The organism is Pseudomonas sp. Z4-20, from assembly GCF_051131955.1.
Taxonomy (GTDB): Bacteria; Pseudomonadota; Gammaproteobacteria; order Pseudomonadales; family Pseudomonadaceae; genus Aquipseudomonas; species Aquipseudomonas marvdashtae.
This window is the reverse complement of the sequence record NZ_CP071641.1, coordinates 4679190-4703045: the sequence shown is the minus strand read 5'-3', so window position 1 is coordinate 4703045 and position 23856 is coordinate 4679190. Positions and strand designations below refer to the sequence as shown.

Annotated in this window: 19 protein-coding genes; 13 read left to right on the top strand and 6 right to left on the bottom strand. The window is 61.1% G+C overall.

Going from position 1 to position 23856, the window contains the following annotated elements; translation table 11 throughout:
• Positions 1–97 precede the first annotated feature (97 nt).
• The 6 genes from J3P82_RS21550 (at position 98) to J3P82_RS21525 (ending at position 9592) form a co-directional block, all read left to right on the top strand.
• Positions 98–727, top strand: a complete 630-nt coding sequence (locus J3P82_RS21550; RefSeq protein WP_434558596.1) for a LysE family transporter — start codon at positions 98–100, stop codon at positions 725–727.
• 145 nt (positions 728–872) lie between these two features.
• A complete protein-coding gene (locus tag J3P82_RS21545) occupies positions 873–2555 on the top strand; it encodes a fatty acid--CoA ligase (RefSeq protein ID WP_434558595.1) in 1683 nt (560 codons plus the stop codon).
• Positions 2556–2842: 287 nt separating this feature from the next.
• A complete protein-coding gene (locus J3P82_RS21540; protein WP_434558594.1) occupies positions 2843–4699 on the top strand; it encodes a DUF1302 domain-containing protein in 1857 nt (618 codons plus the stop codon).
• A gap of 24 nt (positions 4700–4723) precedes the next feature.
• On the top strand, positions 4724–6088 hold the full coding sequence (locus J3P82_RS21535; protein ID WP_434558593.1) for a DUF1329 domain-containing protein: 1365 nt from the start codon (positions 4724–4726) through the stop codon (positions 6086–6088).
• 198 nt (positions 6089–6286) lie between these two features.
• On the top strand, positions 6287–9022 hold the full coding sequence (locus J3P82_RS21530; RefSeq protein ID WP_434558592.1) for a LuxR C-terminal-related transcriptional regulator: 2736 nt from the start codon (positions 6287–6289) through the stop codon (positions 9020–9022).
• 69 nt (positions 9023–9091) lie between these two features.
• Positions 9092–9592, top strand: coding sequence for a methylated-DNA--[protein]-cysteine S-methyltransferase (locus J3P82_RS21525; protein ID WP_434558591.1), 501 nt, complete (start codon positions 9092–9094; stop codon positions 9590–9592).
• Positions 9593–9619: 27 nt separating this feature from the next.
• Here the strand turns inward: J3P82_RS21525 and J3P82_RS21520 are convergent, their stop codons facing one another.
• The 6 genes from J3P82_RS21520 to J3P82_RS21495 form a co-directional block, all read right to left on the bottom strand.
• Positions 9620–11527, bottom strand: coding sequence for an alkaline phosphatase D family protein (locus tag J3P82_RS21520; protein WP_434558590.1), 1908 nt, complete (start codon positions 11525–11527; stop codon positions 9620–9622).
• 141 nt (positions 11528–11668) lie between these two features.
• Positions 11669–12952 (bottom strand): C4-dicarboxylate TRAP transporter large permease protein DctM, encoded by a 1284-nt coding sequence (gene dctM, locus J3P82_RS21515; RefSeq protein ID WP_434558589.1) that lies wholly within the window; start codon positions 12950–12952, stop codon positions 11669–11671.
• Positions 12949–13581, bottom strand: a complete 633-nt coding sequence (locus J3P82_RS21510; RefSeq protein ID WP_434558588.1) for a TRAP transporter small permease — start codon at positions 13579–13581, stop codon at positions 12949–12951. The genes dctM and J3P82_RS21510 overlap by 4 nt, the downstream gene beginning before the upstream one ends.
• 66 nt (positions 13582–13647) lie before the next feature.
• Positions 13648–14643, bottom strand: a complete 996-nt coding sequence (gene dctP / locus J3P82_RS21505) for a C4-dicarboxylate TRAP substrate-binding protein DctP (RefSeq protein WP_434558587.1) — start codon at positions 14641–14643, stop codon at positions 13648–13650.
• Positions 14644–14770: 127 nt separating this feature from the next.
• A complete protein-coding gene (locus tag J3P82_RS21500; RefSeq protein WP_434558586.1) occupies positions 14771–15766 on the bottom strand; it encodes a TRAP transporter substrate-binding protein in 996 nt (331 codons plus the stop codon).
• Between the two features lie 102 nt (positions 15767–15868).
• Positions 15869–16285 (bottom strand): VOC family protein, encoded by a 417-nt coding sequence (locus J3P82_RS21495; protein WP_434558585.1) that lies wholly within the window; start codon positions 16283–16285, stop codon positions 15869–15871.
• Between the two features lie 259 nt (positions 16286–16544).
• On the opposite strand from J3P82_RS21495, the gene J3P82_RS21490 reads away from it, so the two are divergent.
• The 7 genes from J3P82_RS21490 to J3P82_RS21460 all read left to right on the top strand — a co-directional run bounded on the left by J3P82_RS21490 (position 16545) and on the right by J3P82_RS21460 (position 23854).
• Positions 16545–17699, top strand: coding sequence for a mandelate racemase family protein (locus J3P82_RS21490; RefSeq protein WP_434558584.1), 1155 nt, complete (start codon positions 16545–16547; stop codon positions 17697–17699).
• Positions 17700–17770: 71 nt separating this feature from the next.
• On the top strand, positions 17771–19393 hold the full coding sequence (locus J3P82_RS21485; RefSeq protein ID WP_434558583.1) for an ABC transporter substrate-binding protein: 1623 nt from the start codon (positions 17771–17773) through the stop codon (positions 19391–19393).
• Positions 19394–19427: 34 nt separating this feature from the next.
• The gene (locus J3P82_RS21480; protein WP_434558582.1) at positions 19428–20465 is read left to right on the top strand and encodes an ABC transporter permease; all 1038 of its coding nucleotides are present in this window, start codon (positions 19428–19430) and stop codon (positions 20463–20465) included.
• Positions 20465–21373 (top strand): ABC transporter permease, encoded by a 909-nt coding sequence (locus J3P82_RS21475; protein ID WP_186644044.1) that lies wholly within the window; start codon positions 20465–20467, stop codon positions 21371–21373. The genes J3P82_RS21480 and J3P82_RS21475 overlap by 1 nt, the downstream gene beginning before the upstream one ends.
• 10 nt (positions 21374–21383) lie before the next feature.
• Positions 21384–22223, top strand: a complete 840-nt coding sequence (locus tag J3P82_RS21470) for an ABC transporter ATP-binding protein (RefSeq protein WP_434558581.1) — start codon at positions 21384–21386, stop codon at positions 22221–22223.
• Positions 22224–22233: 10 nt separating this feature from the next.
• Positions 22234–23001: an ABC transporter ATP-binding protein gene (locus tag J3P82_RS21465; RefSeq protein ID WP_434558580.1), complete on the top strand. Its 768-nt coding sequence runs from the start codon at positions 22234–22236 to the stop codon at positions 22999–23001.
• A gap of 130 nt (positions 23002–23131) precedes the next feature.
• Complete coding sequence (locus J3P82_RS21460) at positions 23132–23854, top strand: oligogalacturonate-specific porin KdgM family protein (protein WP_434558579.1); 723 nt, start codon at positions 23132–23134, stop codon at positions 23852–23854.
• Positions 23855–23856 lie beyond the last annotated feature (2 nt).

The following is a 23856-nucleotide window of genomic DNA, read 5'->3' as shown; positions in this document are numbered from 1 at the left end:
AGGCGTAATGTGGCGAGCCTATCAGATGCGTTGCGGCCGTGGCGCCGCATACCTGTGGGATTGCATTTAACACAAGACTGTCGCAAGGAGCCCCATCATGTACCTCGCCGAATTTCTCACCGTCGCCCTGATCCACCTGTTGGCGGTTGCCAGTCCCGGTCCGGACTTTGCCGTGGTGGTACGGGAAAGCGTGACCCACGGTCGTCGTGCCGGGACATGGACGGCGCTGGGCGTGGGGACGGCGATTTTCCTGCACGTGGGCTATTCGCTGCTGGGCATCGGCCTGATCGTGTCCCAATCGATCGTACTGTTCAACGCACTGAAGTGGGCCGCCGCCGCGTACCTGTTGTACATCGGCTTCAAGGCATTGCGAGCGCAACCGGCCAAGGCCACCGAGGAAAACCTGCACAAGGAAGCGGGCAAACGTACCGCGCGCGGCGCGTTCACGGCGGGCTTCATCACCAACGGCCTGAACCCCAAGGCGACGTTGTTCTTCCTGTCCCTGTTCACCGTGGTGATCAATCCCCATACGCCGCTGGCGGTCCAAGCCGGCTACGGTGTTTACCTGGCCGTCGCCACGGCGGCCTGGTTCTGCATGGTGGCGATGCTGTTTAGCCAGGCGCGGGTGCGCGCCGGTTTCGCCCGCATGGGCCATTGGTTCGACCGGACCATGGGCGCGGTGCTGATTGCCATTGGCGTGAAGTTGGCGTTTACCGAGGCGCATTGACCGGGTAGGACAGCGTCCCTGGGATGGCTCAAGGCTAGTATTTACGGGTGGATCAAATCATTCCTTTGGCTGATTTGATCGTCATATAACCCCTCTAGAGTGCTTACCTTCCAGCCAAGACCGTGCAGTCAGAAAAGGGACTCCTATGTTGCAGACTCGCGTTATTCCGCCAGCCGAGGGCGCTTATCAATACCCGTTGCTGATCAAGCGGCTGCTGATGTCCGGGGCGCGCTATGAGAAGACTCGCGAGATCATCTACCGCGACCAGATACGCTACAGCTATCCGACGCTGATCGAGCGTGTCGCGCGCCTGGCCAATGTGCTGACCGAGGCGGGGGTGAAGGCCGGTGACACGGTAGCGGTGATGGACTGGGACAGCCATCGCTACCTGGAATGCATGTTCGCGATCCCGATGATCGGCGCGGTGATCCACACCATCAACGTGCGCCTGTCACCGGAGCAGATCCTCTACACCATGAACCACGCCGAGGACCGCTTCGTGCTGGTCAACAGCGAGTTTATCGGCCTGTACCAGGCGATCGCCGGCCAGCTGAGCACGGTAAAGAAAACGTTGTTGCTGACCGACCTGCCGGACAAGACCGCCGACCTGCCGAACCTCGTGGGCGAGTACGAACAATTGCTGGCCGCCGCCGCTCCCACCTACGACTTCCAAGACTTCGACGAGAACTCCGTCGCCACCACGTTCTATACCACCGGCACCACGGGCAACCCCAAGGGCGTGTACTTCACCCATCGGCAACTGGTGCTGCACACCATGGGCGTGTCGACCATCATGGGGTCCATCGACAGCGTGCGGCTGCTGGGCACCAACGATGTGTACATGCCGATCACGCCGATGTTCCATGTCCACGCGTGGGGCTTGCCATATGTAGCGACCATGCTCGGGCTCAAGCAGGTCTACCCGGGCCGTTACGACCCGGAGTTGCTGATCGAGCTGTGGCGCAAGGAAAAGGTCACTTTCTCCCATTGCGTGCCGACCATCCTGCAAATGGTCCTCAACGCCAAGGGCGCCCAGGACACCGATTTTGACGGTTGGAAAATCGTCATCGGCGGCAGCGCGCTCAATCGCAGCCTGTACGAGGCGGCGAAGACCAAGGGGATCCAGCTCACCGCCGCCTACGGCATGTCGGAAACCGGCCCGCTGGTGTCGTGCGCCCATCTCAACGATGAGCTGATGGCCGGCAGCGAAGACGAGCGCATCACTTACCGGATCAAGGCCGGCGTGCCGGGGCCGCTGGTGGAAGCGGCGATCGTCGACGGCGAAGGGCGTTTCCTGCCGGCGGACGGCGAGACCCAGGGCGAACTGGTGCTGCGCGCGCCGTGGCTCACCGAAGGTTACTTCAACGAACCGCAGAAAGGCGCCGAGCTCTGGAAGGGCGGCTGGCTGCACACCGGCGACGTCGCCACGCTCGACGGCATGGGTTTCATCGACATCCGCGACCGCATCAAGGACGTGATCAAGACTGGCGGCGAATGGATCTCGTCCCTGGACCTGGAAGACCTCATCAGCCGGCATGCAGCGGTACGCGAGGTAGCAGTGGTCGGCATCCCCGATCCGCAGTGGGGCGAGCGGCCGTTTGCCTTGCTGGTCATTCGCGAAGGGCATCAGATCGGGGCTCGCGAGCTCAAGGAACACCTCAAGCCGTTTGTCGAACTGGGGCACCTGAGCAAGTGGGCGATTCCGAGTCAGATCGCCCTTGTTACGGAAATTCCCAAGACCAGCGTCGGCAAGCTCGACAAGAAGCGCATCCGGGCCGACGTCACCGAATGGCAGAGCAACAACAGCACCTTCCTCTCGACGCTCTAAGCGTCCCCGCCGTGCCCGAAAAGGGCACGGCAGCCCCGCCAAGCAAGCGCTTGTCTTGTCAAAACCGAAAATTCAGCCATCCTTGCCGTGCCGACAACCGTCGGCCTGGCAAAGGACTGTTCCAGAGTGGTCAAAGGCTGCAAATCACACTTTAGAGGGATCAAGCCGTACTACCTGCTGGCTATAGTCCGCTCAAGGATTTTCGGAATGGGACGCGCGTGCCAGCACGGCGAAGGGTTTCCGGAAACGCCCACTGCCATAACAATAAAACACATGGAGTTGCGTCGATGACCTCAGCAAACACTTTCTGGCGCCGGGCAAAACTGCCTCTGGCCGTCAGTCTTGCCTCCTCGCTCGCCGGCCCGGCATTCGGCGTCAGCTTCAACATCGGTGAAATCGAGGGCCAGTTCGATTCGTCCCTGTCGGTGGGCGCGAGCTGGTCCACGTCCAAGGCCAACCGCGACCTGATCGGGGTGAACAACGGCGGCGAGGGCCTGTCCCAGACCTCCGATGACGGCCACCTGAACTTCAAGCGTGGGGAGACGTTCTCGAAGATCTTCAAGGGCATCCATGACCTGGAACTGAAGTACGGCGACACCGGTGTGTTTGTACGAGGCAAGTACTGGTATGACTTCGAGCTCAAGGACGAAGACCGCCTGTACAAGGACATCAGCGACAGCAACCGCAAGGAAGGCGCGAAGTCGTCCGGCGTACAGCTCCTCGATGCGTTCGTCTACCACAACTACGCCATCGCCGATCAACCGGGCTCGGTCCGCCTGGGCAAGCAGGTGGTCAGCTGGGGTGAGAGCACCTTCATCCAGGGGGGCATCAACTCCATCAACCCGGTCGATGTGTCCGCGTTCCGTCGTCCAGGCGCCGAGGTCAAGGAAGGTCTGATCCCGGTCAACATGTTCTACGTGTCCCAGAGCCTGACCGATAACCTGTCGGCCGAAGCGTTCTACCAGATTGAGTGGGACCAGACGGTTGTGGATAACTGCGGGACGTTCTTCTCCCAGCCGGATGTGATTGCCGACGGTTGTGACGACAACCTGCGCGTGCTGAACAAACGTTCGCGCATTCCAGCCGCCGCCTTGCCAACCTTGACCGCCCTGGGCGTGAACGTAAACGAGGAAGGCGTCCTGGTTCGTCGTGGTCCCGACCGTGATGCCCGTGACAGCGGCCAGTGGGGCGCTTCCCTGAAGTACATGTTCGAGCCGCTGGACACCGAGTTCGGTGCCTATTTCATGAACTACCACAGCCGTGCGCCGATCTTCAGCGCCACGGGCGCGGCGGCACGTTTCTATAACCAGCCGCTGGGTCCACTGGCTGCATTGCGTCCCGTGATCGTGGCGGGCAATTCCAACTACTTCGTCGAATACCCGGAAGACATCCGGCTCTACGGCCTGAGCTTTTCCACCACACTGCCCACCGGCACCGCGTGGAGCGGTGAGCTGAGCTACCGTCCGAACGCTCCGGTTCAACTGAGCACCACCGATATTCTGTTCGCCGGTGTGACGCCAATCCCGGGCTTTGGCAACGCCTCCGTGCTGGACGGCGCGCCGGGCCAGGACCTGCACGGCTATCGCCGCAAGGAAATCACCCAGTTCCAGACCACGTTCACCCACTTCCTCGATCAAGTCATGGGCGCCAGCCGCCTGACCCTCGTCGGCGAAATCGGCGTGACTCACGTGGGCGGCCTGGAAAGCCGTTCCGAGGCGCGCTATGGCCGTGACCCCGTGTTCGGGCCAGGCGAACTGCCCGGCGGCTTCTGCAACACCCTCAACACGTCGACGGCGGCCGGTGGCGGCCAGACCATCAGTGGCGTGAACAGCAACTGCAACAACGACGGCTTCACCACTTCCACTTCCTGGGGCTATCGCACCCGTGCCATCTGGGAATACCCGGACGTTTTCGCCGGCGTGAATCTCAAGCCCAACGTGGCTTGGTCCCATGACGTAAAAGGCTACTCGCCAGGCCCTGGCGCCAACTTCGAGGAAGGTCGCAAGGCTGTCAGCCTCGGGCTGGATGCCGAGTACCAGAACACCTACAACGCGAGCCTGGCCTACACCAACTTCTTTGGTGGTGACTTCAGCACCGTGGACGATCGCGACTTCCTGGCGCTCAGCGTCGGCGTGACCTTCTAAGCACCGTATTTCAGGACGAACACTATGAAAATAACAAAAAATCTGTTGCAAGTCGGTGCGCTGGGATTATCCCTGCTGGCGACCAGCATCATGGCCGCCGTGCCTGCCGCCGAGGCCGACAAGCTGGGCAAAAGCCTGACGCCGATGGGCGCCGAGATGGCTGGCAATGCCGATGGGTCGATTTCCGCCTGGAAACCCATGGCCAAGAACGCCGGCAGCGTGGACGGCAAGGGGTTCCTCGCCGACCCGTACGCCAGTGAGAAACCTGTATTCACCATCACCTCGCAGAACGTCGACCAGTACAAGGCCAAGCTCGCCCCAGGCCAGTACGCGATGTTCAAACGCTACCCGGAAACCTTCAAGATGCCGGTCTACCCGACCCATCGCGGCGCCACCGTGCCGGATGAAGTCTTGGCCTCCATCAAGAAAAACGCCGTGAACACCAAGCTGGTGGGTGCCGGCAACGGCCTGGAGAATTTCGAGACGGCCGTGCCGTTCCCGATTCCCCAGAGCGGGCTGGAAGTGATCTGGAACCACATCACCCGCTATCGCGGCGGCAGCGTGACCCGCCTGGTGACCCAGGCCACGCCGCAGCCCAACGGTTCGTACAACCTGGTGTACTTCCAGGACCAGTTCGTGTTCCGCGACAAGATCAAGGGCTTCGATCCGGCCAACCCAGGCAACGTGCTGTTCTACTTCAAGCAACAAGTGACCGCACCGGCGCGTCTGGCCGGTACCGTGCTGCTGGTGCACGAGACCCTCGACCAGGTGAAGGAGCCGCGCAAGGCCTGGATCTACAACGCCGGCCAGCGTCGTGTGCGCCAGGCACCGCAAGTCGCCTACGACGGCCCGGGTACTGCCGCCGACGGCTTGCGTACATCCGACAACCTGGACATGTACAACGGCGCGCCGGACCGTTACGACTGGAAGCTTGAAGGCAAGAAAGAACTCTATATTGCCGCCAACAGCCACAAGATCGATTCGCCGCAGCTCAAGTACGCCGACATCCTCAAGGCCGGCCACATCAACCAGGACCTGGCGCGCTATGAACTGCGTCGTGTCTGGCACGTGACCGCGACCCTGAAGGAAGGCCAGCGTCACATCTACGCCAAGCGTGACTTCTACATCGACGAAGACACCTGGCAAGCGGCGGTCATCGATCACTACGACGGTCGTGGCCAACTGTGGCGCGTCGCCGAGGCCCATGCCGAGAACTACTACGACAAGCAAGTGCCGTGGTACGCCCTGGAGACCCTCTACGACTTGCAGTCTGGACGCTACCTGGCCCTGGGCATGAAGAACGAAGAGAAATCGGCCTACGACTTCGGCTTCACCGCGTCCACCAGCGACTTCACCCCGGCGGCATTGCGCCAGGAAGGCGTTCGCTAAGCAGCGCTACCCGAGGCCGCATCCTCGAAAAAACGCCCCGACTGGTTCGGGGCGTTTTTTTTTGGAAACTACAACAGAGATTGACCACTTGTAGCCTTTTTGTAGCCATTTGTAGCACTCGCTTCAATACCTCTCCGTTTACGGCTAGTCTGCGGACATCTGCAACGCCGCCATCCGCATTTCAAACAAGAGCCGGCCATGACTGATTTGTCTTCACCCCCGGATTCTTCCCGTGCAGCCATCGCGGTACAGGAAGGGCGTTTCTACCGCCCACCTCTGCCCGACGGGCATGTCGTGCGGCCGCGGTTGTGCGAGCGTCTGAGCGCCGGGCTGGGTGGGCGGTTGCTGCTGGTGAGCGCGCCGGCGGGGTTCGGTAAAAGTTCGCTGGCGGTGGAGTTCTGCCAGGGGTTGCCGGCCCATTGGCGAAGCCTCTGGTTGGGACTCAGTGCCAGGGACAACGATCCGGGGCGTTTCCTGGAGCGGCTGCTCGAAGGACTCCAGGCGTTTTATCCCCAGTTGGGTGGCCGCGCTTTGGGCTTGCTGAAAATGCGCCAGCGCCACCAACCCTTCGCGTTCGAAGAATGGCTCGACGGCTTGCTGGATGAGCTGTCCGCGCATTTATCAGCTAGCGCGCCCTTGCTGCTGGTGCTCGACGATTACCACCTTGCCCAGAGCCCGGTGCTGGATCGCTGCCTGCAATTTTTCCTCAATCACCTGCCCGAGGGGTTGCTGGTGCTGGTCACCAGCCGTCAGCGGCCTGACTGGCACTTGGCGCGCCTGCGCCTGTCGCGCCAATTGCTCGAACTCAACGAGCAGGACTTGCGTCTGACCCACGACGAAGCGTTGACCTTGCTCCAGCATCACAGCAGCGCGTTGCGTGGCGAGGCGTTGGAAAGCCTGATCCAGCGCAGCGAAGGCTGGGTCGCCGGGCTGCGCTTCTGGTTGCTGGCCGCTTCCGAAGCCGGTAGCGAAGGGCGACTGCCCCAAGCGTTGCACGGCGGTGAAGGGCTGATCCGCGACTATCTACTGGAGGAAGTCATCGACTGCCTGCCCGCCGAGGTGCAGGCGTTTCTCTACGACATCGCCCCCCAGGATCGCTTTTGCAGCGAGCTGTGCGATGCGGTGCGCGACGCCCATGACAGTCACGAAATCCTCAAATTTCTCGCCGCCCACCAAGTGTTCCTGGTGCCGCTGGATGAACATGGGCATTGGCATCGCTTCCATCATCTGTTTTCCGACCTGCTGCGCAGTCGCCCGAGCGCGCCGGCCATGGTGCCGGCCGGGACCCTGCATTTGCGTGCCTGCCGCTGGTTCAACGCCCAGGGCCTGATCGACGAAGCCGTGGAGCAGGCCCTGCGCGCCGGGCATCTGGACGTGGCGGCGAATTTGGTACAGAACCTCTCGGAGGAGCAACTGCTGGCCGAACAGAACGTCGGCATGTTGCTGCGCTGGAAAATGGACTTGCCCGACAGCCTGCTCATCAGCAGCCCACGGCTGATCGTGCTGTACAGCTGGGCGCTGGGGCTGGCCTGTCAATTGGATGCCGCCGAAGAGCTGGCCGCCCATTTGAGCCGCTTCCTGCCGGCGCCGTCAGCCACCGCGCATAAATCCATGCTCGCCCAGTGGCTGGCGCTGAGCGGCATTGTTGCCCGCGGTCGTGGTGATCGTGAGGCCACGCTGCGCTATTGCACCGAGGCGCTGGAAAGCCTGCCGCAAAAACGCTACGGCCAGCGCCTGATGTGTTTGTCCACCTTGTCGAACCTGGCGATTGCCGACGGGGACCTCTGGCGCGCCCGGACTTTGAACCGCGAGTCCCTGGAGTTGGCGCAGCGGGTTGGCAACCCACTTTTCGAAGCCCTGGCCCATTACGATCGCGCCCGGGTCTTGCAGGCGCGAGGAGAGATCCTGCGGGCACTTGAGGAGGTCAAGCAGGGACTGCAACGCTTGCACCCACTGCCACCCCAACGGCTGTACGCGGTGCGGGCACGGTTGGTCTTGTATGAGGGATTTTTGCTGACGTTGCGCATGCAAAACCAGACCGGGCTGGCGCGGTTGCAGGCGGGGCTGACCGAAGCCCGGGCCTGCCGCGATATCAGCGTGTTGATCGGCCATTGTGTGATTGCCCGCGTCGAAGGCCAGGGCGGCGAGTTCGCCCGGGCTTTTGCCGAACTGGCCGAAGCCGAGCGCTTGATGCATATCTGGGACGTCCCGCCGGTTTATTACCTGGCGATGATTACCTTGGTCAAATGCGAGCTCTGGCTGGCCCAGGGGCGCACCGAACTGGCCGAAGCCTGGCTGGTGCGGCTGGGGCAGACCTACACGGGCGAACGGGCTGCCGCCCCGCCGGAATTCCATCCGCAACTGCCGCTGCACGTCGAACTGCAACAGGCACTGCTCGAGTCGATCCGCGGCCAACCGATGCAGGCCGAAGGACGGCTCAATGCGTTGCTCGAACATTCGCAGCAGACCGGGCGGCAGATGCTCAGCGTGATGGTGCTCAACCAGAAAGTCGCCTTGCTGTTGAGCGCCGGGCGCGAGCCGCAAGCCCGCGTGGCCTTGGCCCAGGCGTTCGATGCCGCTGTTGGCGGCGCGCTGCAGCCCTTCGAGTGGCTGCTGCAAAAGCATCACGAATGGTTGCGCGAGCAACTGCTCCAGGCGCCGCCCGGCGGCCTTCGCGAGCACTTGCTCGAACGCTTGCCCACGGCGGCGCTGCAACCGACCGAGTCCTGCGCGCATGTCGAAGCCCTCAGCAGCCGGGAGCGTGCAGTGCTACAACTGATCGCCCAAGGATGTTCGAATCAGGAAATCAGCGAACAATTGTTCATTTCGCTGCACACGGTGAAAACCCACGCCAGCCATATCAACAGTAAACTGGGCGTGGAACGCCGTACCCAGGCCGTGGCGCGAGCGAAGACGTTGGGGTTGCTGGGCTGAGCAAGATTTTTGCTCAGTGAGCACCCTCTCCACAAAAGCCATTGGGTGTGAATCAAGGAAAATAGTGGAATGTTGCCCCTCTACAAAACCATCCCATCCCCTGTCGGCGAACTGATCCTCGTGGCCCGAGGCCCGAAGCTGGCCGCTATCCTGTGGGAAAACGAACGGCTCAACCGCGTGCGCCTCGGGCCTTTGGAGCAAGACAACGCTCACCCGACCCTCAAGGAAACCGAGCGCCAGCTGCTTGAATACTTCACGGGTCAGCGGCGTGGTTTTGAACTGGATCTGGATTTCGCCGGTACCGATTTCCAGGTGCGGGTCTGGCAGGCATTACTGACCATTCCGTTCGGCGAAACCCGCAGTTACCGCGACATCGCCATCCAGATCGGCCAACCGACCGCAACCCGCGCGGTCGGCGCTGCCAATGGACGCAACCCGATCTCGATCATCGCTCCCTGCCACCGCGTCATCGGCACCTCCGGCAGCCTTACCGGTTTCGCCGGCGGCCTCGCGGCGAAACAGTTCCTGCTAAGCCTCGAAGGCCAGCAGAGCCTGCAACTGGCGTTCTGAACCCCGTGCCCGGTTCCGAGTGGTCGCTCAGGTTGGGGGTAACTTGGGCGCCAGCATGCGGGTTGGCGGCTTGCCGTTGGCGTTGTGTTGGACGATGTCCGTCGGCTGTCCCTGTTCGTTGAAAAATACCTGGCCAATCCCCGCCGAATTCCACAACCGCTCCCCGGCCTCGGCGTGCTCGGGGGTGTGAGGCACGATGCGCATGCTGCGACGCTTGGTGAACCAGTTCAGCGGCGAGCGTGGGGAATAGAGCCAACGGTTCAAGCGATCGAACCATTCCAGCAGCGCCGGCGGGAATTCATTCTTGATGCCACTGCTGGTGATTTGCCAGATGCGCGGGCCGCCCTTGCGATGTGGGATAAGTACCTCGTAGACGAAGGAGTAGTGCACGTCGCCGGACAGCACCACGTAGCTGCCAGGCGTGCGCGAGTGGCGGAAGATATTAAGGATCACCTGGGCCGCGCCACGGTGGGCCATCCAGTTTTCCGCATCCACCAGCAGCGGGAATCCGCACCAGCTGAACACCCGCTGCACGGTCTCGATCAGCTTTACGCCGAAGATCGGCGCCGGCGAGACGATGATCGCCGAAGGATGGTCCAGCAATTCCTGTTGCAGTTCGCTCAGGGCTTCCCAGTCCAGCAGGCCTGACGGTTGCTTGAGGTTGTTCTCGCTGCGCCAGCGCCGGGTGCGAGTGTCGAGCACCACCAGCGCCGGAGAGCTTGGCAATACGTAATGCCAGCGTTGGAAACCGAGCAGCGTGTCGATCAACCGGTCCTGGGGCTCGCTGTCAAGGTAGCGGTCGTCGGCGGTGCCGCACAAGGCCACGGTTTGTTCGACCACTTCGTCGAACGCGTCCGGGTTGTTGCCCCAGCCCTGGCAGAGCATGTAGGCAATCAGCGCATTACCGATGATGCGCTTGGAGAATGGATGACCGTAGGCCGTCTCCTCCCATTGAGCGGATAAATTCCAGTCATCGGTGATGTCGTGGTCGTCGAAAATCATCAGGCAGGACAAATGCGCAAACACCCGGGCGACGCCGTCCAGCCCGGTCTTGAAGGCGTCGATGCGTTGCTGTTCCAAGTCGTAGCGCTGGCGTCGCTCGGCGGTCAGCTCGGGAGGTTGCGGGGCGATCAAGGTCCAGGGCACCGGCGACCAGACCAGCAGATACATCGCCATGACTTCGGCGAAGGTCACCAAGTGATTGTCGGCGCTGCTGCTGGTGAAAATCGGCTTGCGTGCGCCGCCGAAAAATCGCTCGCGCAGGGTTTCGTTGCTCTCGAGCGCCGGTAGCAGATCCGCGCGATGGTAATAGCTGGCTGGGTGTTGGTAGAGCCTGGCGCTGTCTTCCACCACTGCGCCATCGAGACATTCCTCGAACAACCCCAGGCGCTCGATCAAAGCGTGAATCGCCCGCAACATCGGTCCGGCGACGTCATCGGCATACACCTGGTCGCCGCTCATCATCAACAAGGCTGGCCGCTGCTCGGGGGCTTGCGCCAACAATCGGTCGACACACAGCAATCCGTCATTGGCCGGGTAATGGGGTTTGCGGCAGGAGCCGTGGGCCAATTGCTCGATACGCGCATGCAATACGAAACTCGGGCGTTGCGCGCCGTCATACAACAGATGCGGCGCCCATTCGGCGATAGGAGCACTGTCCACCAGCAGGTCGTATTCGATCGCTACATCCAAGGGCAGGGCGGCGTCGAGTCGCACGTCGATCAGGTGCACAAACGCCTGGTGTCCCACTGGCACCACGGTGCAACGCGTGGCATCCAGCGCAAGATCGCCCACGCCGTCCAGCCGCAAGGTCAATGTCAGCGGTCGCGACCCCACCAGCCACATCACCAGCCGCGTGGCTTCCAGTCGGCGCAACAGCGGACCGACGAGGACGGGGGGTGGGGAGGTGAGCGTGTCGGAAGAAGACGGCAACATGCGTGGGAAAAGCTCTGCTTCAGAATGAGGCAGCGATCATAACGTAATGTGCTGGGTACTGGAGAAGGTACGGCCAGGGCGGATGACCCCGCGCTTGTGGCGAGGGAGCAAGCTCCCTCGCCACGGTTCACGCCCGAATAGTCAGCTCATCCCTAACCAGTTCGGCAGCGCCAGCGAGATCCATGGCACATAGGTAATCAGCACCAGGAACGCCAGTAGAATCATCAACCACGGCATGGCCGCGCGGATGGTCGCGGGCAAGGACATGCCGGTCACCGCCGAGGTGACGAACAGGTTCAGCCCCACCGGCGGCGTGATCAGCCCGATCTCCAGGTTCACCACCATGATGATGCCCAGGTGGATCGGGTCAATGCCCAGCTTCATGGCAATCGGGAACAGGATCGGCGCCAGGATCAGGATAATCGCCGAAGGCTCCATGAACGCGCCGGCAATCAGCAGCACGATGTTCACCACCAGCAAGAACGTCACCGGCGTCAGTCCGGCATCGATCACCCACGCGGTGATTTGCTGTGGCAATTGCTCCGTGGTCAGCACATGGGCGAAGAGCATGGCGTTGGCGATGATGAACATCAGCATGATGCTCAGCTTGGCCGACTCCAGCAGCACCTTCGGCGTCTCGCGGAACGTCAGGTCCTTGTAGACGAACAAGGCGATAAACGCTGAATAGACCGCCGCCACCGCGGCCGCTTCGGTCGGTGTGAACATCCCGGAATAGATCCCGCCGAGGATGATGACCATCAACAGCAGGCCCCAGATGGCCTGGCGTGCCGTGCTCAACCATTCCCGCAGCGTCGCCCGGGGCATTGCCGGCAGGTTTTTTTTCACCGCGACGATGTAGATCGCCACCATCAGGAAAAAACCCAACAGCAAGCCGGGGATCACGCCGGCCATGAACAGCTTGCCCACCGAGGTTTCGGTTGCCGCGGCATACACCACCATCACGATTGATGGCGGGATCAGGATGCCCAACGTGCCGGCGTTGCAGACGATGCCCGCGCCGAACGCCTGTGGATAACCGGAGCGCACCATGCCGGCAATCGCGATGGAGCCGACCGCCGCCACCGTCGCCGGGCTCGAGCCGGACAACGCCGCAAACAGCATGCACGCCAGTACTGCGGCAATCGCCAGGCCGCCCCGGACGTGGCCGACGCAGGCGTTGGCAAAGTCGATCAACCGTCGTGCCACGCCACCGGTGGTCATGAACGCACCGGCCAGCAGGAAGAACGGAATCGCCAGCAGGGTATAGTGCTCGGAGGTTTCGAACAGCTTGATCGCCAGGGAACGTACCGAGTCGGGGCTGAAGAAAATAATCGTCAGCGATCCGGCCAACCCCAGCGAAATGGCGATGGGCACGCCGATGAACATCAGCACGAACAGCGCGATGAACAGGAAGGCAATGGTCATGGCTTGTCTTCCTCGATCTCGGTCAGTTTGATCGCTTCGGCCGCTTCATCGGCCAGGCCAAGACCGGTCTGGCGATTCATCAGGATGCGCACGAGGATTTCCGCAAAGCGGATGAACACCAAGGCAAAACCCACCGGCACGATCAGCCCGATGTGCCATTGCATGACGCCGAAATGGCCGAGGTCTTCGGCGCCGATCTGGGCAATCATCAAGGTATTGATCCATTCATAACTCGCCACGGCCAATAACCCGGCGTAGGCGAGGCAGCACAGGCAAGCGATGACGCCAATGAAGCGTTGCACCGGTTTGCTTGCCAGTTTCACCAGCGCGTCCACGCCGATGTGCCCGGCGGTGCGCACGCCGTACGACAGACCGAAGAAAATCAGCCAGCCGAACAGCGCCTTGGTCAGCGAACTGCTCCAGGTCATCGCCTGGGCCATGCCCATGATGCCGTCGCCGATGGCGAACATCGGTTCGCTGGCGGCGGGCCAGTTGTCACCGAGGCTGTAGAAAACCGCGTAGAGGTTATTGAGGACCACATAGACGAACGTCACGAGCGTCATGGCGGCCAGGAGGAAGGCAATGAACCCTTCCTCGAAATGTTCCCAGGTGCGCCGAAGGGCGTTCATGGATGGCATCTCCTGCAGGGAGGACAACAGGTCGGCGCTGCCATGTCGGCAGCGCCGGCCAACCCATTACTGAGCCTTGTTGGAGGCTTCGGCGGCTTTGATCAAATCGGCGCCGATGTCACCTTCGAACTTCTTCCATACCGGTTTCATCTTGTCGCGCCATTCGTTGCGCTCTTCAGGCGTGAGGGTAATGATTTCCGTGGTCTTGGCATCGAGAATGCGCTGCTTGTCGTTCTGGTTCAGTTGCGCCGCTTCTTTGTTTACGTGGGCGGTGACCTCCACCAGGATTTTGTCCAGTTCGGTGCGAATGTCTGGCGACAGGCCGTTCCAGAATTTGGTATTGGTGATCAGCATGTAGTCGAGTACACCGTGGTTGGATTCGGTGATGAACTTCTGCACTTCATGCATCTTCTGGCTGTAGATGTTCGAGTAGGGGTTCTCGGCACCGTTGACCACGCCGGTCTGCAAGCCTTGGTACACCTCGGCGAAGCTCATCTTGCGCGGGTTGGCGTTGACGGCCTTGAACTGTTCTTCCAGCACCGCCGATGCCTGTACGCGGAACTTCAAACCACGGGCATCCTTGGGTTCGCGCAGCGCTTTGTTGGCCGACAGCTGCTTCATGCCGTTGTGCCAATAGGCCAGGCCGGTGATGTTCTTGCTTTCCATCGACTTTAGCAGTTTCTGGCCTTCGGGGCTCAACTGGAAGCGGTCCACGGCGCTGATGTCATCGAACAGGAAAGGCAGGTCGAACAACTGCACGCTCTTGGTGTAATGCTCGAACTTGGCGAGCGACGGCGCGATCATCTGCACGTCGCCCAGTAGCAAGGCTTCCATCTCCTTGCCATCGCCGAACAACGAAGAGTTCGGGTAGACCTCGACTTTGACTTTGCCCGGCAGACGTTCTTCCACCAGCTTCTTGAACAGCAACGCACCTTGGCCTTTAGGGGTTTGCTCGGCCACTACGTGCGAGAACTTGATGATCACCGGATCAGCCGCCATGGCGGTGCTCAACGCACTGAGGGCCAGCGCGCAGACGAGTGCTTTCCACATAGGTTTAAACATTGGGGGTTTCCTTTTATTTTTAGTTTTTCTCGTGCGGGCTCATTCAAAACACAACGCACGGTGGGACAGTTGCAAGTCTAGGCAGAAAATTAGCTTGCCGGACGATTGTTACATTAAACGCGCCGCATTACTGCGCCTGATTGGAAGCCTCGGCAGCCCTCACCAGGTCCGGCCCGATAGCTTTTTCAAACTTCGCCCATACCGGCTTCATCTTGTCGCGCCAGGCGTTGCGCTCCTCCGGCGTGAGGGAAATGATTTCGGTGGTCTTGGCTGCAAGCACGCGTTGTTTGTCCTGTTCGTTCAACTGATCGGCCTGGTTGTTCACGTCGGCGGTGACTTCAATCACGATCTTGTCCAGTTCGCTGCGGATATCCGGCGGCAGGCCGTTCCAGAAATCGGACGTGGAAATCAGCATGTAATCCAACACGCCGTGATTGGTCTCGGTGACGTACTTCTGCACTTCATGCAGCTTTTGGTTGTAGAAGTTCGAATAAGGGTTTTCCGTCGCGTTGATCACGCCGGTCACCAACCCTTGGTAGACCACTGAAAAGATCATCTTTTGCGCTTTGGCATCGACGGCCTTGAACTGTTCTTCCAGCACGGCGGAAGTCTGCACCCGGAACGTAAGGCCACGGGCGTCCTCGGGCTTGCGCAATGGTCGATTAGCCGACAGTTGCTTCATGCCGTTGTGCCAATAAGCCAGGCCCTTGATGTTATTGCGCTCCATGGAGCGCAATAGATTCTGGCCTTCAGGACTCGTTTGAAAACGGTCGACCGCGGCAATGTCCTGAAACAAAAATGGCAAGTCAAACAACTGCACGGTTTTTGTGTATTGCTCGAACTTGGCCAGCGAACGCGCAATGATCTGTACATCTCCCAGCAGCATCGCTTCCATTTCCTTGTCATCGCCGAACAGCGTGGAGTTGGGGTAGACCTCGACCTTTACCTTTCCCGGCAAACGCTCCTCAACGAGTTTCTTGAATAGCAACGCACCCTGGCCCTTGGGTGTCTGCTCGCCGACCACATGGGAAAACTTGATCACGATAGGGTCAGCCGCCGTGGCCGTGCCCAGCGTGGTGAAAGCCAGCGTGCACGCGAGCGCTTTGCAAAAAAGTTTGAGCATGGTGGATCCCTTCGGGTCATGTTTATCGTACGGGGCCATCCCGGCCCCGGCGAACTGCAAACACTGGCAAGTCTAGGAGAAAAACTGCGGACTGCCGGAGTGTCAGGAATCCAGCGCTGGCCCCTTCAGCTCGATCTGATTGCCGTCCGGATCGAAGCAGTAGATCGACCAGCCTTCGCCTTCCGCGCCGTAACGCTTCTGCGCTTTCTCGACCTTCAATCCGGCTGCGCCCAGATGAGCGAGCAGGGCGGGTTCGTCAAACGGCTCGATGCGCAGGCAGACGTGGTCGACGTTATGCCCCTGCTTGCCGGGCGCCGCACCGCCTTGATGGCCGAGCGGCCCTTCGACATCCACCAGATCGATCATCGATGCACCCGCGCCGAGGTGGATCAAGCCCAGATCGTCCCGACGCTTCTTGAGTTCGCAGCCGAGCACTGATGTGTAGAAGGCGATGCTGCGCTCGATGTCTTTTACACGCAGTACGACGTGGTCGATGCGTTGAAGGGTGAAGTGCGTCATGGAGGCCTCCGCATTGGGTGCTGCGCCATTAGTCCTGACACTGTAATGGACAATTGCGCAGCGGTGCAGTCGCCTTGGTTCTTATCTGTGTGGTATGACGACATTTCAAGATGTCATCCTTCTCAAAAGGCTGTTGCGTCGAGGTAAGGCTAATTTTTACTGATTACAGGGGTTGACAGCCCCGATGAAACGTTCAAATAATTCACCAAGTTGTATGACGACATACAAATAGAAAATAACAACACGGTGGCTCCTCCCTATGAGAATCACAGGCGTTCACGTCGAAATCTTTTCCACCCCGTCGCGCCGCGCCCAGGACAGTGCGGGCCACGCCCATCCGGGTGACGAGGTCATGATCAAGATGGCCCTGCTGCGAATCAGCTGCGACGATGGCTCGCAAGGTTATGCCTTCGGTACGCCTGAATTGATCCGTCCACACATCATCGAATCGTTCGTTCGCAAGGTGCTGATCGGTCGCAACCCGATGGACCGTGAAAGCATCTGGCAGGACCTGGCGCACTGGCAGCGCGGCAGCGCCGGACAGTTCACCGACCGGGCGCTGGCGTTGGTGGAGCAAGCCTTGTGGGATTTGGCCGGGCGCACGTTGCAGTTGCCGGTGCACAAGCTCATTGGCGGCTACCGCGACAAAGTCCTGGCCTACGGCTCGACCATGTGTGGCGATGATTTGCCGGGCGGTTTGTCCACCCCGGATGAGTACGGCCAGTTCGCCGAAAAGCTCGTCAAGCGTGGCTACAAGGCCATCAAGCTGCACACTTGGATGCCACCGATTTCCTTCGCGCCAAATCCGCAAATGGACATCCAGGCTTGCGCCGCCGTGCGCGAGGCGGTTGGCCCGGACATCGCGCTGATGCTCGATGGTTATCACTGGTACAGCCGCATGGACGCGCTGACCATCGGCAAGGCGCTGGAGCAGCTGAATTTCGCCTGGTTCGAAGAGCCGATGATGGAAGACTCCGCCGAGTCATACGCCTGGCTCGCCGCCAACCTGGACATTCCGGTGCTGGGCCCGGAGAGCATTGCCGGTAAATTCCACAGCCGCGCCAGTTGGGTGACGCAGAAGTCCTGTGACATCCTGCGCGCGGGCGTGGCCGGGGTGGGCGGCATCGGGCCGTGCCTGAAAGTGGCGCACCTGGCCGAGTCGTTCGGCATGGACTGCGAAGTCCACGGCAATGGCGCGGCGAACCTGGCGGTGGTCGGGGCGATCAGCAACTGCCGCTGGTATGAGCGCGGCTTGCTGCACCCGTTCCTCGACTATGAAGAAGTGCCCGCGCACCTCAACAGCATCGTCGATCCCATGGATGCCGACGGTTATGTGCACCTGTCCGACCGGCCGGGGTTGGGCGAGGACATCAATTTTGCGTATATCGAGGCCAACACTTTGTCCCGACATTGATCCTGTTCCACGCCCGAGGCCGATGACTGCCCGGGCGACAAGTCTTTATAAATATAAGAAAGGACTGAACCATGAATCTCTGGCCCAAGCGCCTGACCAGGCTGCTGTGTGTCACCGTGGCCCTGTGCGCAGTGCAGGTGCCCGTCAGCCTGGCCCAAGGCGAAACGCCCGCCGACCAATTGGTGGTAGGCATGAGCATGATCAACCTGCTGTCCCTGGACCCCGCCGCCGCGACGGGGCTGGAGGTCGCCGAAGTCAACGCCAACGTCTATGACATGCTCCTGGAGCAGGACGCGGCGCAGCCGGACACGCTGGTTCCGGCCCTGGCGAAAAGCTGGGAAGTCAGTCCGGATCGCATGCGCCTGACCTTCCAGTTGCGCGACGACGTACGGTTTCACTCCGGTGTACCGCTCACCGCCCAAGACGTCGCCTGGTCGTTGCAACGCGTAGTCACCCTCAACCGCGCCCTGGCTTCCACCTGGAAAGCCTACGGGTTTACCGCCGACAACGTCGTCAAACTGATGCGTGCCGAAGGGCCACATACGTTTGTCATGGAACTGCCGCGCAGCACCGACCCGCTGTTGGTGCTCAACACCCTGGCAACCTCGCCCAGTGCCTTCATCGTTGATCGTTCGGTGGCCTTGCAGCATCAGGTCGGCGACGATCAGGGCGCGGCCTGGCTGGCGACGCATACCGCCGGATCCGGTGCGTTCAAGCTCGACATCTGGCGCGCCAACGATGTGATCCTGATGAGTCGTAATGAGGATTACTGGCGCGGCGCGCCGAAGTTGCGCCGGGTGATCATGCGCAACATGACCGAGTCCCAGGCCTTGCGCCTGATGGTCGAGCGCGGTGATTTGGACGTCGCCCGCGGCATGGCCGCGACCGACATCAAGGCGCTGGGCAAGGTCGATGAGGTGCGCATCCAGAGCATTGCCCGCGGCACGCTGTACTACGTGGCGATGAGCATGCAACAGCCGCTATTCCAGGACATCCGCGTGCGCCAAGCCATCCGCCTGCTGATCGACTACCAGGGCATCAATGACGTGGTGATGCCGCACTATGGCGTGATCAATCAGCGGCCCTTGCAGTTGGGACTGCCGGCACGCCTTGACGATCCGGGCTATCGCCTGGACGTGGCCGAGGCCAAGCGCCTGCTGGCGGCGGCCGGACATGCCGAGGGCTTCAAGGTGACCATCCGTTCGTTGACCGATCCGCCGTTTATCAACATCGCCACCAGCCTGCAAGCGACGCTGGCCCAGGCGGGGATCCAGGCGACAATCATCACCGGCACCGGCAACCAGATCTACGGGGCGATGCGCGACCGTCAGTTCGACATCCTCGTCGGGCGTGGCGGCGGCGGGGCGGAGCGCCATCCGCATTCGAGCCTGCGGGCCCTGGTGTACAACCCGGACAACCGCACCGAAGCCAAATTGAGCAACTTCCAAGGCTGGCGCACCTCGTTCTTCAATCCGCAGCTCAATCAACTGATCGAGCAAGCCGAGCGCGAGCGTGACCCCGAGCGCCAGCGTGAAATCTACGCGCAGATCCAGACCCTCTATGACCAACAGGCCGGGGCCATCATGCCGGTCTCGCAGATGGTGGATGAGGTGGTGATCCATGCCGATGTGCGCAACTACATCGGGCATACCGCCGCTACCACGCGTCTTCGCGACGTCTACAAGCAGCGTTGAAATCGACGGCCACCCGGCCAAGGCAGGAATGAACATGTCGACTGCAATTTATTCAATCTGGACCACCCGGGCCGCTTCGGCGACCCGGCGCGGCGGCTCGGTGGCGGTGACGCTGCTGGGGTTGCTGCTGCTGACGTTTTTTATCGGGCGAGTAATGCCCCTGGACCCGGTGCTGGCCATCGTCGGCCCGGACGCCGACGCCTCGGCCTACGCCCAGGTGTACAAAGAGCTGGGCCTGGACAAACCGCTATGGACCCAGTTTGCGATCTACCTCGGCGACCTGTTGCACGGTGATTTCGGCATGGCGTTGTTGACCGGCAACCCGGTCATCACCGACATCGCCCGGGTGTTTCCGGCCACTCTGGAACTGGCCACCCTGGCCATTCTATTCGGTGTGCTCGCGGGCTTGCCGCTGGGTGTCTACGCGGCGACGCATCAGGGACGGGCCGGTGACCATGTGGCGCGGTTGATCACGTTGTTCGGCTATTCCACGCCAATCTTCTGGATCGGCATGATGGCCTTCCTGGTGTTCTACGCCTGGCTGGGTTGGGCCGGCGGCGTCGGACGGATCGGCCTGGCCTATGACGGGCTGATCCCGAGACACACCGGCCTGCTGTTGATCGACACCGCCTGGTCCGGCGATTGGGAAGCCTTTCGCAGCGCGTTGCGCCACATCCTGTTGCCGGCGGTGATCCTCAGCTTCAACTCGGTCGCCTACATCAGTCGCATGACCCGCAGCTTCATGCTCGAACAACTCTCCCAGGAGTACATCATCACCGCCCGGGTCAAGGGGTTGTCCCAGCGCAAGATTGTCTGGGGCCATGCCTTCGGCAACATTCGCGTGCAACTGCTGACCATCGTCGCGCTGGCCTACGGCGGGCTGCTGGAAGGCGCCGTGCTGATCGAAACCGTGTTCGCCTGGCCGGGGTTTGGCCAGTACCTGACGAGCAGTTTGTTGCTCGGTGACATGAACGCGGTGATGGCCTGTGTGTTGCTGATCGGCCTCATTTTCGTGACGCTGAACCTGATCAGCGATGCGCTGTACAAGATCTTCGACCCGAGGACTCGCTAATGAATCTGCCCCTTGCTTCCAGCGCAGCCGGCAGTGCCGCGCTGCCCGCTTCGAGTACGGCAGCGCTGGTCGCCAGCAGCCTGCGCCTGTTGCGTTTTTTACTGCGCAACCCGATGACCTTCGCCGGCCTGGTCGTCGTCGCGACCCTGATGTTGGTCGCGATCTTTGCGCCGTGGATCGCCGGTCACGACCCGCTGCTGCAAAACCTTGCCGGCGCATTGCAGGCGCCCAGCAGCGTGCACTGGTTCGGCACGGATGAGTACGGTCGCGATGTCTTCGCCCGGTTGGTGTATGGCTCGCGCATCACGCTTTACATCGTCTTGCTGGTGACGGTGATCGTCGGCCCCATCGGCCTGTTGGTCGGGACCATTTCCGGCTACTTCGGCGGCTGGGTCGACAGCCTGTTCATGCGCATCACCGATATCTTCATTTCATTCCCCAGCCTGGTGTTGGCGTTGGCCTTCATCGCCGCTCTCGGCCCGGGGCTGGAGCATGCGGTGATTGCCATCGCGCTCACCGCTTGGCCGCCGATTGCCCGGTTGGCTCGGGCTGAAACCCTGCCGCTGCGCAACGCCGACTTCGTCGTCGCGGTGCAGCTTCAGGGCGCGTCGAGTACGCGGATCATCCTGCGCCACATCATCCCGATGTGCCTGTCGTCGGTGATCATCCGCCTGACCATGAACATGGCGAGCATCATCCTCACGGCCGCTGCCCTGGGCTTCCTCGGGCTCGGCGCCCAGGCACCCCTGCCGGAATGGGGCGCGATGATCTCCACCGGGCGACGCTACATGCTCGAAAGCTGGTGGCTGGTGGCGGCACCGGGTGCGGCGATCATGCTGGTCAGCCTGGCCTTCAACCTGTTGGGCGACGGTTTGCGCGACGTCCTCGACCCACGCAGCCAATCCTGAGGAACAGCCCATGACTGAGATAAAACTTGCGGTACAGGACTTGTGCGTGGAGTTTCGCAACGCCGGCAAAACTTCCATGGCGGTGCGTGACGTGTCGTTCAACCTGGGGCGGGAAAAGCTCGCCATAGTCGGCGAATCCGGCTCGGGAAAATCCACCGTCGGCCGCAGCCTGTTACGCCTGCATCCGCCGACAGCGAAGGTCACCGCCAAGACCCTGCGCTTCGCCGATATCGACTTGCTCAAGGCCAGCGAAAAGCAGATCCAGGCAATTCGCGGCGCGCGCATGTCGATGATCATGCAAGACCCCAAGTACTCGCTGAATCCGGTGGTGCGCGTGGGCGAACAAATCGCCGAGGCGTACCTGGCCCATCACAAGGTGCCCCATCGCGAAGCCCGCGAACGCGCCTTGGACATGCTCGCCAAGGTGCACATTCGTGATCCTCGACGGGTCTATGACCTGTACCCCCACGAAGTCTCGGGCGGCATGGGCCAGCGGATCATGATCGCCATGATGGTGATCACCGATCCCCAGGTGATCATCGCCGACGAACCCACTTCGGCGCTGGACGTGTCGGTGCGCCGACAGGTGCTCAACGTGCTGGAAGAATTGGTCAGCGAGCGTGACCTGGGGCTGATTTTCATCAGCCACGACCTGAACCTGGTGCGGCATTTCTGCGACCGTGTGCTGGTGATGTACGCCGGCCGCGTGGTCGAGTCGATTGCCGCCGCCGACCTGGATAACGCCATCCATCCCTACACCCAAGGTCTGCTGGCCGCATTGCCGAGCCTGGACCATCCGCGCGCCACGCTGCCGGTGTTGCAGCGCGACCCACACTGGTTGAACGCTTGAGGAGCCTGTCATGAGCATGATCGAAATCGCCGGGCTGAACCTCAGCTTCGGCACCGGCGCGGCACTGAACGCGGTACTGCATGACGTCGATTTGAGCGTCGGCGAAGGTGAGGCATTCGGCTTGGTCGGGGAATCCGGCTCGGGCAAGACCACCGTGCTGCGTTGCCTGGCCGGGCAGTACCAGCACTGGACGGGACGGTTGCAAATTGCCGGTCAGGCGGTGACGCGCAAGCTGCCGCTGGACCACTACCGCACCGTGCAGATGGTTTTCCAGGATCCCTATGCCTCGCTGCATCCGCGCTACACCATCGACGCCGCGTTGCAGGAACCGCTGCGCATCCATGGCATCGATGGGCGTGTTCGAAAGGTCAGCGAGATCCTGCGCAAGGTCGGCTTGAACGACAGCTTTCGCTTTCGTTATCCGCACCAGTTGTCCGGTGGCCAGCGCCAGCGCGTGGCGATTGCCCGCGCGCTGATCCTGCGCCCACGCGTGCTGCTGTTGGACGAGCCGACCTCGGCGCTGGACGTCTCGGTGCAGGCAGAAATCCTCAACCTGCTGGCCGACTTGCGCCGCCAGGAAGGATTGACCTACCTGATGGTCACTCATGACCTGGCCGTCGTTGCGCATTTGTGTGATCGGCTGGCGGTGATGCAGCAGGGCAGGGTGGTGGAGACACTCGACAGTCATCTGTTGGCAAGCGATGGCGCCGCCCACGAATACACACGCCTGTTGGTGCAAGCCAGCCGCGACATACAACGAATACCTATCGCCGTCTGAAGTAATCAACCCGCTGTACCCGTTTTAAACCGCAGAACTCGTTGAATCGCATGTTTCAACGCGCGCACGCGCTCGCCTGCGATTTGGCGTTTCACCCAACTAATTATTTCAACCAACAAGAATAAAAAACATGAAAAAGACCCTCGTAGTGTTGTCGATCGCTTCGTTGTTCACCTCCATCGTTGCCGTGGCCGATACTGGCTATATCAACGTACGCCACCAGTACGCGGAAAAAACTCGCATGCACGCTGACCGCGCCAAGTTTGGCATAAGGCTGGATAACGGCGTGGGCCTGGAAGGCGAACTCAAATACAAGACTGCCGGCGACCGCGAAGACGTTGCCTTTGACAATACCGTCGGCAGCGGCCATGAGTTCACCGTCAACTACCAGCACAAGATCGATGATCGCTGGATGTTGACGCCGTCGTTCGCCATGGAGAGCGACGAGGAATCCACCACTTACAAGATGGGCATGCGCCTGGGCTACAAGATCACCAAGGAACTGAGCATCGCCGGTCGCTACCGCTACGACGTCAGCAAGCTGGACCGCGACAAGGTCGATCACGACGTACCGGATAATGGCCAGGACGACCAGAAAATCCATCGCTATGACGTCTATATCAATTATGCGAACCAGGGGCCGTGGGCCTATGAGTATCAACTGACTTACTTCGATGCCGATTACATCCGTTACAACGGCGGCACCGACGACTATGAGCAAAATGCCGTGGTCAAGTACAAATGGGATAAGCGCTGGGCGCCGTTCTTCGAAGTGGGCGACATCAAGGTCAACTCCGTCGACAGTGATCGCCAACTGCGTCTGCGGGTCGGTATCCAGTACAACTTTTTCTAGAA